Origin of the sequence: Alkalihalobacillus trypoxylicola, from assembly GCF_001590785.1 — a bacterium.
GTDB lineage: Bacteria > Bacillota > Bacilli > Bacillales > Bacillaceae_D > Alkalihalobacillus > Alkalihalobacillus trypoxylicola.
In genome coordinates, this window is record NZ_LTAO01000037.1 from 76,116 (window position 1) to 89,327 (window position 13,212).

A 13,212-nucleotide genomic window follows, 5' to 3' on the forward strand; every position below is an offset into this window, starting at 1 on the left:
GTTTTCGAATTCACTCTTTGATTGTAACGGTAGGTAGTGACTCCCGAAGGATCAGCGCAGTCTGAAGATCCACTCTGACGAAGCTTTGCGTAGTCRGAGTTAGCTGAAGACAAGCCCTTGGGAAAGCATCTACCTATAGTGGAAATCAAAAACCAAGTTGTTCGGTTTTCATTATAAGATATGCATGATGAAATGATTCTAGTAAAAATAAAAATAGATAAAATGAGAAAGTATCTAATTTATTGTACCCATTCTATTATACTTTCTAAACTTCAAGAGAGGAAATAATGTCAAATTATTTGCTTAACCACAAATAATGGCTTCACCCTGTCTACAAATTCTCATAAACTGAGACAAGTCGACAGTTTTTTTCTATTAGTTAGGATGCTGAGACTTACTATCGGGATTGGGGAGCACGCTTTCCGGCGAATGGCAATTGAACTAACCTAAAAAGATCGGAAAAAAATTCAATGCAGGCGATGCCTGTTTTCGCTACCATGAAATTGAAATAATCACCAACTGACACTGAAGGAACACCCATCCATTAATTTCACCAACTGAAAATCGACATATTTACGAAAAAATGGGATGAAGTCAAAAAGGAAGAAGCTCTATTCACCCGAAAAGTGCTCGCATCAAGGAAAGAGGTCAAAAGGGGAAGCTCTATTCATCTGAAAAAAGAAGATTCGACAAAAAGAAGTCAAAAGGAAGCTGTCATTTAGCCCGAAATGACAGCCTCAGCATTGAATTGGTCAAAAGGAGAAGCTCTATTGGAAGGAAAAGCTGCTGAACTTATGAAAGAGGTCAAAAGGGGAAGTTCTATTCACCCAAAAAGTGCTCGCATCTTTGAGAGAGGTCAAAAGGACAGCCCCATTTTGTCTACGGTCTGAAACCTTCAAATGGCCGCTCTTAAGCTGAATGATCATGAAATTTGCAAAAACGAATAGACATTACAAAATCATTATGTTCATCTATATAAGCATTTACCTCTCCTTTTTGATTGATTACAAGCTGCTGAACAATATGCAACCCCAGCCCTAACAGACCATTAGAGCGACTTTCATCCAAAGTGATCGTTCGATCAAAAATATTATTTATTTTTCTTTGATCAAAATCCTTCACATCATTCATTATTTTTAAGATAATATATTGCTCGCTATCTCGGTACTCAATACGAGCAGAGCTTTTTGCATACCTCAACACATTTTGTAGTAGGTTTAGAATAACTCTTTTTGTCGCTTTTGAATCTCCCCATATGAAGGCAGTGTTATTTTCCTGAATATCCAGACTGATATTACGAGCTTCAAAATCATTATGAAAAGGTAAAAAGGTCTCAATAACTAGCTCTGATAGATTAAGTTTTTCAAAATGGTAGGTTTTTTCTGAGGATTCCAATTGGGAAAGCTCAAAAAACGAATCGACCATTAGCGTGAGACTTTCTATCTTTTTTTGAACAATGGAGAGATACTCCTTTTTTTGCTGCTCTGATAGGTTTGGATTACTTAACATTTCGCTAAAGCCTTTTAAGGATGTTAAAGGAGTTCTTAAATCATGAGAAATATTGGTCATTTCTTTCTTCATTTCTTTTTCTTTTCGGTCGGTTAGCTGCTGATCTCGCTTATACAATGTAATGAGCTGATTTATTTTTTTTGTAAGCTTTATTAAACCTTGATGCTGTGTAGTAGTTCGAAGTAATTCATTCGTACCAAAGTTCTCTATAATTGATGCTAATTGCTCTGACATTTGTTTTGTTTCCCATTTATACATTAGAAGCTTATAGCTCGTTATGATAAAGAGAATGGTTATGATTACTACGACAATCCACAGCTTATCCATTAAATTTCACAAACCTTTCTTTTTAATGAATACTTTGTTTTTTAAACGTTCTCGTCCCTATCAAAAGTGATACAAAAGCAATTATAAAGCCTACTATCCAGAAACGAATATCCAACTGCACTTCTCCATTCATAAACATGAAGAGATTATCTGTTAATAAAGAATCTGGTGCATATTGATATAATTCACTTAACCCCTGAATATTTCTTAAAAATAAGTGTAACAGCTGTCCTGAAAATACATACAAAAATAAAACAATAAAGATAATATAAATTTCACCAACTTTAACCATTCTTAAAGAGTGAATGAGAGTAAAACCGCTTAAAATAATAGGAATTATATTGATACTTGCCAAAAGAAATTCAATGGCAACACCTGATTCCGATTCAAGTAAAGTCTCTCCTAAACCTATAACTAACAGTAGGCCGAGAACACATACAGATAGAAAATACATACAAGAAATCATTAGCTTTGACCAAAAAATAGTGAGTCGAGAAATCCCAAATGATATAGATTGTTTGATTTGATTATATTCATAGTGATTCGTTAAAGCTAAATTAAACAAAAAAGCAACAGTGAGTAATAAAAATACTCCACCTAGAACATTTGAATAAAAGAAACTATTATTCGCATAAGGAAAATGATGAACACTTTGCCCGGAAATATTTAAGACTACTGCAGCTGCTGTAATGAGAAAAAAACCAATTGCCGTTGTGATGAAAATCCCTTTTTTTCTTAAGATTCGATAATTTTCACTTCTTAGATAATTCATCATATGACTCTCCCTCCACAAGCTCTAAAAAATAATCCTCGAGGCTAAATGTATCTATCCGAAATTCTAGTACATGTACGCCATTTTCAATTAAAAGAGTATTAATATGACCACCCTGATTGACATGACTTTGAATCATCAAGGTATTTTCAGTTAACACTTTATACTGAATGGTAGGATAGACCGTTTCTAATACTTGCGCTGCTATTGAGGGCTCTTGAACTTTTACTAGTATTTGCTTTTGGCTTTTTTCCTCTAGTTCTTCTTTACTAATATCCTCGACGATCTCACCGTCTTTTATAAAGACATAACGGGAAGCGATTAATTGTAATTCCATCAAAATATGACTAGATATTAATATCGTTATTTGTTTTTCTTCATTTAATTTAACTAAAAGCCTTCTTATTTCATTTATTCCTTTTGCATCTAACCCATTAATAGGCTCATCCAAAATTAAACAATCAGGGCTACTAAGCAAACATAATGCAATTCCTAACCTCTGCTTCATACCCATTGAATAATCTTTAAATTTTTTCTTTTTCTCCTTCTCTAAACCGACTAGCTGTAATACTTGAGGTATTCGCTCTTTTTCAATGACACCTCGTTGAATTCTATAATATTCCAAGTTTTGGTGCGCGGTAAAATCTGGTGAGAAAGCTGGCGTTTCAATCATAAAACTCATACGCTTTTTAACTTTTTCCTGTTCATTTCCTGTTTTTTCAAATAAAGAAATATCTCCAGAGCTTGGACTAATTTGTCCTGAAAGCATTTTAAAGAAAGTAGATTTACCGGCTCCATTTTTACCAATTAAAGCACATATTTCCCCTTTTTTTAACGTAAAATTAGTCGGCTTTATAACAAGATGCTCTTTGAATTTTTTCGTTAACTGATGAGTTTCAATGATTGGATTCACGATTTTCGACTCCTTACCTTTCTTTTATGCTGTCATTATATCTAAGCTCGCTTAAATATCCTTTAAGCAAAACATAAAGAAATCATAAAGAAATCAAATAAGCATAAAACCAACCCCCCAAACAGTCTTAATGTATGAATCGGAAGAAAATAGAGAGATTTTTTTACGAATATTGGATACATGGACGCTAATCGTATTATCATCCCCATAATAATGACCTTTCCATACTTTCTCATATATTTCTTTTTTGGAGAAAGCACGTTCAGGATGATTCATAAATAAATTCAAAATATCATATTCGGCATTTGTTAAAGATAATTCATATCCTTTAAAGAATACTGTGCGTTTCTCTGTATGCAGTAGTAAATCTCGCCAATGCTTTTCTGTGTTATGGTTCTTTCTTACTTTTAAATTCCTTAGTTGAACCTCTATACGAGCTAAAACCTCTTTTGTATGAAAGGGTTTTGTTATATAGTCTTCTGCTCCCAATTGTAAAACTTGTACCTTTTCATCAATATTAGATTTAGCTGATATCACAATGATCGGAATACCACTTCTCTGTTTGATTTTCTTAATTAATTCTTCACCTGTTAATCCAGGTAGCATTAAATCGAGTAAAATCAAATCAAATCGATTACTTTCAAGTTGTAGCATTCCTTCTGTACCAGAATAAGCAACAATGGCATCAAAGCCTGCGTTAGATAAAATTAATCTTAATAAATGGCTAATTTCCTGATCATCTTCAATAATTAATATTTTTTTATGTGCTTCCATAACCATCCCTCATTGTCCTAGTTTCCCTTTCATTTTTACACTTTTTAGCTATTTAGTAAATTTATAAACATATAATGAAGACTGGAGAGAGGCTTTTCTATTTTACAATAAGGATTAAGCGCATAGAAGATCTTTAGAATCAATTACAAGATAAACACTGCGACCATATCCTCCTCATTTACCTATATATAAACCTCTAAAAAAGTGGGGATTTATGTTAAAATTAATTTATTCAAACCCAAATTTGGAAGGTTGTGTTTATTTGGAAAATAAGATAAGAACATCAAAAAAACACAGTACTATTAGTTATCTTGCACTTACTATTGGTATTATTTGCTTCTTTATTGTTTTTATCACACCAACAAGAATTGCAAATATAGGTAGTTTACTTGGTGATTATATTACTTTTTTCCTTACTGGTGCTGGGATTATCTTATCTATAATTGGTATACTGAAAAAAACAGAGAAGAAAGTAATCCCTGTTATAGCTCTTATCCTTTCCTCATCTTTCTTTATATTCTGGGTGGTCGTTCTTATCCTATTGTTTACTGGTCAGATTGATTTTGGCCCGTAATGTTTAAATCTTTATGACTGAGTGATTCATTAATTTATAAAAATCTTTCTAAATGATACATAGTTTAGAGGAGGAATTTTAGATGATACTATTTTCCGTACTATCAAGCATCTTTATTGGTCTTGGAATACTGTTTTTAGTGACATGGTTTAATGAACTAGAGCTATTAAATGTATTATCTTTTGGTACTTCAGGACCCTTCTTCTTCTTAGTTTTAATTATTTACAGTTTGTTAGGAACGATTACTGCATTTTTAGCGAAAAAAAACAATTACAGAATTCTATTACTTATATTTAGTATAACCTTGCTCATATACAGTCTGATAATAACCTATGTCGGAATGTTTGGTTTTCGTGAGCCATAAGAAAAAGCATTTTTCCTGAGAATTTACAGTATCTATTTCTTATTATTTTTTGATATGAATCCATTTCATCATTCCTATCTTATAATGAAAATTGAGCGATTAGGTTTTTGATTTCCACTTTAGGTAGAAGCTTTTCCAAGGGCTTGTCTTCAGCTAATTATGAAAATATCTATATTGAAATTAATTTTTCAATTAAATCATCAATAGAGCCAATTACTATTTCTACTCCTTGTAAATGATAAAACGTACTAGTTGTTTCAAAGTTATATATATCATCTGTTGGTGAATACAGGTATACCCGTTTCCCTTGCCCAATGGCAATTCCTAGTTCAATATGAGTTCCTTTTCCTCCTGGTAATATAACAACTACAATATCTGATTGACCAACTCCATCTTTCTCATTCTGCCCTATTTCTTTTAGTTTCTCTATTGTTAAAGCTCTTTCATTTTGGGTCCAATCATAGGTATGTATATGACCTTCCTTTTTTAACTTCTCACTCACGTATCGGACTGTATCTTTATTTTGAAAACTAGAAGCAATATAAAAATTCATATTCTCTCCTCCCTTTTATATGGTCATTATAGCACCAACACTTACCAAATTTGATAGATCGTTAAAATCATCTACTACTAATATCAGGATTTGCAACGTTTGAGAAAATGATAAAAATCAGATGAAATGATCTAAAAAAACCACGTTCGTATTGAAACAAACGCGGATTAAATGAAACGACTTATTTTAAGGGCTACACCTTCAATGTCAATTCTGTCACACTTTCCACCTGAGAAGTCCAAGGGAACATGTCGACGGGCTGAAGCTGATTAATCTTATAGCCTTTTTTTCTTAAAATTTCAATATCTTTAGCCAAAGTGGATGGATTACAGGATACATATACAACCCGCTTTGGTTTTGCTTGAATAATCGCTTGAAGTAATTGGGGGTCACAGCCTGAACGCGGAGGGTCGACAACTACTACATCCGGCTTCCACCCTTCGTTAATCCATTGCGGTAACCATTTTTCTGCTGTTCCGACCTCATACCTCATATGCTGATATCCATGCCTTTTTGCATTTTCTCTCGCATCTTCAATAGACGAAGCAATAACATCCATCCCTCTAACTTCACCTGCATCTTCTGCTAACCAAAGTCCAATGGTTCCAACGCCACAATAAGCATCGACCACTTTTTCCTTACCGGTTAATTTGGCTGCTTTTTTTGCTTCATTATAAAGCTTTGTCGTTTGTACAGGGTTTAACTGGAAAAATGCCCGTGCGGATAAAGAAAAAGATATATCGCCTAAGGTCTCTTCGATTACTTCTTCACCATCAAGATGTACAATAGCTTCGCCAAAAACTAGCGATGTTTTTTTATTATTAATATTAAGCTGAAACGATGAAACCTCTGGTAACCTTTTTTGGACCTCTTCCTTAAGAAGGTTTAATTTTGGGATGTTTGCATCAGTTGTTACTAGCACAACCTGAACTTGTCCACTTTCGAAGCCTACTCTCGTCACAATCGTCCGAATAAGTCCTTTTCTTTTTCTTTCGTCATATATGGAGATTTGTAAATCTGCCAATATTTGCTTCATTACTTGAGTAACTTTATTGGCTGTCTTATGCTGAACCATACATTCTGAGAGATCAATGAGCTCATGGGAATTCATTGCATATAATCCGGCAATGACTTTATTTCCTTTCTTCCCAACTTGCATTTGGCTCTTATTACGATAATACCATGGGTCCTCCATACCTATTGTCTCTTTTATTTTCAAATCTCCTTTTGAAATCTTCGAATGTCTTTCAAAGGCTTGGATCATGATATCTTTTTTGGCTTTTAAAGTGGCTTCATAGTTCATATGCTGAAGCTGACAACCCCCACATTGCTCATAAATCGGACAAGGTGCTGTTATTCTTTCATTTGATGATTTACGAATTTTTTTTATTTTGGCTTCTGTAAATCGCTCTCCAGCCTTTGTAACTTCTGCTACAATTTCTTCATTCGGCAAGGCACCTGGAACAAATACGACCTTCCTTTTGAAATAGCCTACTCCTTCTCCATTAATCCCGAGTCTTTTTATCGTTAAAGGAATCCGCTGCCCTATTTCAAGCGTAATGTCCCCTTTATTTTTGTTTTTTGTAAATTGATTGTTTTTCATTATTTCTTAACACCGTCCTTATGCGCCTCTATTATAACATGAAAGGAAACTTCCTAAACTTTCTAGACCAGTATGCCTTATTTTTTTGTTACAATGAACGAGAAAAGGCTTTTAATGAACTTGCTTACAAGGAAAAGTCTATAAAGAAATTAAGAGAAACCGTTTTTTGAGGAGAGATTGATTGTGTCAATTGCTACAGATGTTGCATCATTACAAATTATGGCGGAAGTCTATCGTAAAAAGGGAATTCAATCTATTTATGAAAAAACTGTTCATAGCTTAGTCCATAATGTTCCTTATATTGATTGGGTAGGTATATACCTGTATGAGCATTTAGATCATCGACTAGCAGCCGCTTCATCATTAGAAAATGATTTGCGCTGGGATTGTAATGGTGAGCTTAAATTCCCTATTCTTAACGAATCAGAAGAAGAAATAGGTTTATTGGTCGTTCGAAGCTTACAGCCAATTGCATTTGATGTAACAGATGTTAGTACACTAGAAACCATTGCTAAGGCAATAGGTCAAGAGTGTATGGTACATTAGGTGAATAGACCGATTAAAACGACAAACATTCCTAAAAATGAGGAAGGTTTGTCGTTTGTTTTTATCTATAGTTGAATAACTTCGAGAAATACCCAAACGCTACCGAAAGCGAAGGTACCTTCTTTAGACAGTTCCAAACCAATCTATAGCCTCTTTTTTATGGTAGTGGCCATTCATTCATCTGACGTTCAAACATTAATTCATCAAGGCTTTCAAATGAATATCCTTGCTTTTTTGCTTCTTCTATAACTTTAGGTAGAGCTTCGGCATTATCAGATGAAACCGAATGTATTAGCATAATAGCTCCGGGATGGATTCGTTTCATGATTTGCTCAAAGGCATATTGCCCACCCTTTTGGTCGTTGACATCCCAATCTTTATAAGCAAGTGACCAAAATACATTCGTATAACCAAGCTTATTTGAAAGAGTTAATGAGCGTTCACTAAATTCTCCTCGAGGTGGTCTTAAATAATTCATCTCTTTTACACCTGTTAACTCGGTAAATTTTTCCTTCACTGAATTTAATTCCTCTGTTAATTCGCCATCACCTACTGCAGGTAGGCTAGGATGGTGCCAAGAATGATTACCGACAATATGACCTTCTTCGACCATTCGTTTCACTAAATCAGGAGCTGTTTCTAAATAATGTCCAGTAATAAAAAAAGCAGCCGGAACTTGGTTCTCTTTTAAAACATCTAATACATCTTCTGTAAATCCATTTTCATAACCATTATCAAATGTTAAATATAGTTTCTTTCTTTCAGTATTTCCGATGAAAATCCCATCTGTTTTAGCTAACAACTCTAAATACTTATCTTCTGTCGTAACTGGTTGATTATTTTTCTCAGGCTTATAGCTCCAATTATAGCTCTGATTATTTGCGGCTAAGCTATAGGAAGGTGCAATGAGTGCTACTACTACCAAAAAAATAAAAAGAATATAGCTTCCTTTTACATTCAAAATGATCATTCTCCCTCTTTTTTTGGTATAGTTTTACCTTAGGAAGGATATTTATTCTTGTAAATCGTAGAATGAATGCACAGCAATGATACTAGAGAAAGCAATTACTTTATTTTTTTCTGAAAGGCTCTGATTAATATCTATAATGTTCCCACCCTGTGGAAAGCGAGCCATTGCTTCTAGAGGAACTCCACCCGTTTTAACTTCTATCCAATTTCCCCCATCCTTTTCATCGATTACTCTAATGTAGTTGCCTAATATTTCACCATCTAATAACGCGATTTTTTTACCATTTTCGTCTTCAATATGAAGCTTCAATCGGATAATTTCATACCACTTATACGTTAACCTAGCGATTACTTGATGATCTTGATCGTAAAGGATAAAAGGCTTAAGTCCAGTTTCTTTTTTTAATCTATAGGAAAGTGTTTCTGATATGTAAAATTGATAATCCATTGGTAACCAAATGCGTAATTGAAGGATTCTAACTAGCGGTAAAAGCCCGCGAAAACGTCTATTATTTTGCTCCTCGGCAAAAGCAATTCTATTTCCCGTTAAAGTAAAAAAATGAATGCGATAGCGCCAAAATGTTTCTCGCATCGCCATTACTCGACTCATTTCCAAAAGCTTTACCGTAGAGAAGTCTAATTCTGCAAATTTAACTGAATCAGCACTTTGTTTCGCTAAGTAATTCATCCATGCTGCTCCGATGTAGGATGAAAAACCAGACATCCCCAAATACAAAATAGCATTCACCCAAAACCCTACGTCACCAATATCCGTCCAAATCATAATAGCGATACAAACGATAAAACTAACAATCAATATATGACCGATTATATAAAATCTCTTCGCTCTTTTTCTTTGTAATTGTTCATAAAGCACGAGTCTCTCTCCCCTCTTTATTGTATACAACTAATACACTACAATAATTGAAGGAGAATTTCATCGATATTACACTATTTTATAGAAATTTGTACACGTTTTTCCAGCTATATCTTCTATGCCTTTGGGAGCATGTAATTTCATATAGTCAAGGACTAAATCAATAGTCTTTTCATATGAAGCACTTACCGTACAAACTGGCCAATCTGACCCGATCATGCATCTATCAGATCCAAACTCTTCTAAAATGGTCGCCAAATATAACTCAAAATCATTCTGCTCCCAATTATTCCAACTGGCTTCAGTGACCATTCCAGACAATTTAACAAAAACATTTTTGTGCTCCGCTAACCTTTTTATATTTTCTTTCCAAGGTGACAGCACTTGATCCTTGATGAAAGGCTTACCAATATGGTCCAGAACGAATCTTTGCTCTGGTAACTCTTTAACAAGTTCTATAGCATAAGGAAGGTGCTTAGGAAAAACGAGTAAATCATACGTTAAATCATATTTTTGTAGTGCATGAATGCCTCTTTTAAAATCGTTACGAAGCATAAAGCGGTCATTTTCCTCATCATGGAGAACGTGCCTAACTCCTTTAAAATAAGGTGATACACTAAATGTTTGGAGCTGCTGGTCTATATCTGACGAACATAAATCAACCCAACCTACCACTCCCTTTATAAATTCATTCTGTTCAGCTAAATCAAGCAACCATTTGGTCTCTTCTAACGTTTGTCTAGCTTGAACGACTATACTTCCATCAAAGTTTTTCGATTTTAAAAGGGATAAAAGTTCTTTAGGAAAGAAATCCCTTCTTAAAGACAGCATAGATTCATCTATCCATGGAAATTCGCCCTTATTGTATTGCCAAAAATGATGATGGCTATCTATTTTCATCGCTTTCCCTCCACAATTTCTCCTCCTTAAAAACATTCGTTAGCTTACCTACTTTTTCTATTTCAACCGTCACCTCATCACCTGGTTTAATATATATTTGCTTCTCTTTAGGATATCCTAAAACGACACCCTCTGGAGTACCTGTTAATATAATATCACCGGGCATTAAAGTCATATAGGTAGATATATAGCTAACCACCTCATCTACTGAAAATATCATATCTGAAGTATTAGAATCTTGTCGTATTTCTCCATTGACATAGGTTTTTAGCTGCAACTGATTAGGGTTTCCTACCTCATCAGCCGTAACAAGGTAAGGTCCTATTGGACTAAAATCATCACAGGATTTTCCTAATAGCCATTGAGGTGTTTTCATCTGTAAGTCTCTAGCTGATAAGTCATTCGCTGTACAATAACCAAATATGTAATCTAAGGCATCTTTCTGCTTCACATTTTTCGCTTTTTTTCCTATTACCACACCAAGCTCTACTTCATAGTCAAGTTCGTTGGTAACATTAGGAATTTCAATTTCACAAAGGTGCCCTGTTAAAGTATTGTTGAATTTATTAAAAAGGATCGGTACTTTTGGATAAGGTGAATCCGTCTCATCTGCATGCTTTCGGTAATTAAGGCCCACACAAATAATCTTACTTGGCCTTGTTAGACAAGGTTCCCATTGAATATCCTCTTCTTTCAGTAAATATTCGTCTTGCATCGGTAATTCTGCCAAGAAATTTTCAAATGCGAATAACCCTTCTTTTCCACTTGATATTAAATCCAATAGATTCGTTGAAATTTGATCCCTTTTATGAACCTTTAAAGCCTCTTCTATATCAATAATGGAACCATCCTTCTTAACCCCAAAAGCTTGTTGACCTTTTTTATTAAAATTTAATAATTTCATTTTTTCTTCCTCCTCCTAAATAATCCATTCGCTTATGCGTCTTTCCCAAAAACAACCCCACCATCGATATAAAGCGGTGAACCCATCATAAATTTGGACTCGTCTGATGCCAAAAACAAAGCTGCATGAGCAATATCTTCTGGCTTGCCTAATTCTCCACTTAATTGACGTGATTTTATTTTATTTATAGCTAAATCTGGATCGTCATAAGATGTTTTCAAATATTCTTCAACAAATGGTGTCATAATGGTTCCTGGTAATATAGCGTTAATTCGTATATTGTAAGCGGCGTAATCTACCTGTAGTGATTTTGTTAACGACAAGATAGCACCTTTTGATGTGGCATATGAGGCACGGCTAGCAAGCCCTATTTCTGCTATACAGGAGGACATATTAATAATGACCCCGTTACGTTGTCTCATCATAAATGGCAAAGCATATTTACAAGGAAGCATGACACCATTTATATTCACATCAAGCGTTCTGTTCCAATCCTTAACATTTAATTCATGAAGCTTCCCCACCCCACTTATTCCAGCATTATTAAATAGTACATCTATTCGTCCGTGCTTAGAAACGACACTCTCAATCATTTCTTGCACTTGTAGTGGATTAGTCACATCAGCCTGAACAAACCAAGCTTGTTGATGAATTTCTCTTATTTCATTAATGGTTGTCTCGCCCGCCTCTTTATTTAAATCATTAACTATTACAATAGCACCTTCCTCCGCAAACCTTTTCGCAGAACATTTCCCAATGCCAGAGCCAGCTCCTGTAATTAAGATTACTTTATCTTTTAATCTCATTTTTTGCCTCCTTATTCAGTTAATGATTTAGATGATCATCAGGCTGCGCAGCTTTTACCGTTAATCCTCCATCGACCATTAATAAATGACCATTAATTTGCTGTGCTTCTTCAGATGCCAAAAAGATGACAGCATCCCCTATTTGTTTAGCTGTTCCTAACCTTTTCATAGGATTTGCCTCTATTTCCTTTTCCCTCATTCCTGGGCTTGATAAAAAATCTGTACACATATCAGTATCAATCGTACTCGGCCCAACTGCATTTACATTTATATTAAATTTTCCTAATTCAATAGCCATTCCTTTTGTTAGCATATGACCAGCTGCTTTCGAAGCTTGATAATGAGGAATAACAGGACTTGTAACCATCAAGCTTGCTGTTGATAAAATGTTAATAATTTTCCCGTATTTTTTTTGTAGCATTTTTTTCGCTGCTAATTGAGAAGTAAAAAACATTCCTTTCACATTTGTATCAAAAGTTTGGTCCCACAACTCCTCTGTTAGCTCCAAAAACGTTTCAAATGGGGCTACTCCTGCATTATTAACTAGTATTTGAACTTCACCGAGCTCTGCCTCAATCATTTCAAACATCTGGTCTACCTCTGATTTCTTTCCAACATCCGCTCTCACAGTGAAAGCTTTTCTCCCTAGTGTTTCTACTTTATTCTTTACTTCTTTAGCCTGTTCCTCATGCTCGTCACTATAATAATTAATCGCAACATGAGCTCCCTCTTCAGCTAACCTTAATACGATCGCCTCACCTATGCCCCGATTTCCACCTGTGACTAGTGCTATTTTATTTTGTAAACGCCCCAAGTCCCTT

15 protein-coding genes are annotated in these 13,212 nt (G+C 34.7%); 3 read left to right on the forward strand and 12 right to left on the reverse strand.

Annotated elements, in window-relative coordinates:
* Positions 1-909 precede the first annotated feature (909 nt).
* From AZF04_RS17895 to AZF04_RS17910, 4 genes are all read right to left on the reverse strand, one after another.
* Positions 910-1,836: a sensor histidine kinase gene (locus AZF04_RS17895; RefSeq protein ID WP_061949940.1), complete on the reverse strand. Its 927-nt coding sequence runs from the start codon at positions 1,834-1,836 to the stop codon at positions 910-912.
* 22 nt (positions 1,837-1,858) lie between these two features.
* Positions 1,859-2,611 (reverse strand): ABC transporter permease, encoded by a 753-nt coding sequence (locus tag AZF04_RS17900; RefSeq protein ID WP_061949941.1) that lies wholly within the window; start codon positions 2,609-2,611, stop codon positions 1,859-1,861.
* Positions 2,589-3,521 carry an ATP-binding cassette domain-containing protein gene (locus AZF04_RS17905; protein WP_061949942.1) on the reverse strand — a complete coding sequence of 311 codons (933 nt, stop codon included), beginning with the start codon at positions 3,519-3,521 and terminating at the stop codon, positions 2,589-2,591. The genes AZF04_RS17900 and AZF04_RS17905 overlap by 23 nt, the downstream gene beginning before the upstream one ends.
* Before the next feature lie 93 nt (positions 3,522-3,614).
* Complete coding sequence (locus AZF04_RS17910) at positions 3,615-4,295, reverse strand: response regulator transcription factor (protein WP_061949943.1); 681 nt, start codon at positions 4,293-4,295, stop codon at positions 3,615-3,617.
* 214 nt (positions 4,296-4,509) lie between these two features.
* Between AZF04_RS17910 and AZF04_RS17915 the strand changes: the two genes are divergently transcribed.
* Complete coding sequence (locus AZF04_RS17915) at positions 4,510-4,869, forward strand: hypothetical protein (protein ID WP_412459218.1); 360 nt, start codon at positions 4,510-4,512, stop codon at positions 4,867-4,869.
* Positions 4,870-4,951: 82 nt separating this feature from the next.
* Positions 4,952-5,233 carry a hypothetical protein gene (locus AZF04_RS17920; RefSeq protein WP_061949944.1) on the forward strand — a complete coding sequence of 94 codons (282 nt, stop codon included), beginning with the start codon at positions 4,952-4,954 and terminating at the stop codon, positions 5,231-5,233.
* Between the two features lie 169 nt (positions 5,234-5,402).
* On the opposite strand, the gene AZF04_RS17925 is transcribed toward AZF04_RS17920, so the two are convergent.
* Both AZF04_RS17925 and rlmD read right to left on the reverse strand, forming a co-directional pair.
* Positions 5,403-5,786 carry a nucleoside 2-deoxyribosyltransferase gene (locus tag AZF04_RS17925; RefSeq protein ID WP_061949945.1) on the reverse strand — a complete coding sequence of 128 codons (384 nt, stop codon included), beginning with the start codon at positions 5,784-5,786 and terminating at the stop codon, positions 5,403-5,405.
* A gap of 193 nt (positions 5,787-5,979) precedes the next feature.
* Positions 5,980-7,389 carry a 23S rRNA (uracil(1939)-C(5))-methyltransferase RlmD gene (rlmD, locus tag AZF04_RS17930; RefSeq protein ID WP_061949946.1) on the reverse strand — a complete coding sequence of 470 codons (1,410 nt, stop codon included), beginning with the start codon at positions 7,387-7,389 and terminating at the stop codon, positions 5,980-5,982.
* A gap of 183 nt (positions 7,390-7,572) precedes the next feature.
* On the opposite strand from rlmD, the gene AZF04_RS17935 reads away from it, so the two are divergent.
* Complete coding sequence (locus tag AZF04_RS17935; RefSeq protein ID WP_045489614.1) at positions 7,573-7,935, forward strand: hypothetical protein; 363 nt, start codon at positions 7,573-7,575, stop codon at positions 7,933-7,935.
* A gap of 157 nt (positions 7,936-8,092) precedes the next feature.
* On the opposite strand, the gene pdaA is transcribed toward AZF04_RS17935, so the two are convergent.
* The 6 genes from pdaA to AZF04_RS17965 form a co-directional block, all read right to left on the reverse strand.
* Positions 8,093-8,896 (reverse strand): delta-lactam-biosynthetic de-N-acetylase, encoded by an 804-nt coding sequence (gene pdaA / locus AZF04_RS17940; protein ID WP_235600026.1) that lies wholly within the window; start codon positions 8,894-8,896, stop codon positions 8,093-8,095.
* A gap of 51 nt (positions 8,897-8,947) precedes the next feature.
* Positions 8,948-9,781: a hypothetical protein gene (locus AZF04_RS17945; RefSeq protein ID WP_061949947.1), complete on the reverse strand. Its 834-nt coding sequence runs from the start codon at positions 9,779-9,781 to the stop codon at positions 8,948-8,950.
* Positions 9,782-9,850: 69 nt separating this feature from the next.
* Positions 9,851-10,681, reverse strand: coding sequence for an amidohydrolase family protein (locus AZF04_RS17950; RefSeq protein ID WP_061949948.1), 831 nt, complete (start codon positions 10,679-10,681; stop codon positions 9,851-9,853).
* Positions 10,668-11,585: a fumarylacetoacetate hydrolase family protein gene (locus tag AZF04_RS17955; protein ID WP_061949949.1), complete on the reverse strand. Its 918-nt coding sequence runs from the start codon at positions 11,583-11,585 to the stop codon at positions 10,668-10,670. Before AZF04_RS17955 ends, AZF04_RS17950 begins: the two co-directional genes overlap by 14 nt.
* A gap of 32 nt (positions 11,586-11,617) precedes the next feature.
* Positions 11,618-12,391: an SDR family NAD(P)-dependent oxidoreductase gene (locus tag AZF04_RS17960; protein WP_061949950.1), complete on the reverse strand. Its 774-nt coding sequence runs from the start codon at positions 12,389-12,391 to the stop codon at positions 11,618-11,620.
* Between the two features lie 19 nt (positions 12,392-12,410).
* Entirely contained in the window at positions 12,411-13,205 is a 795-nt protein-coding gene (locus tag AZF04_RS17965; protein ID WP_061949951.1) for an SDR family NAD(P)-dependent oxidoreductase, read from the reverse strand.
* Positions 13,206-13,212 lie beyond the last annotated feature (7 nt).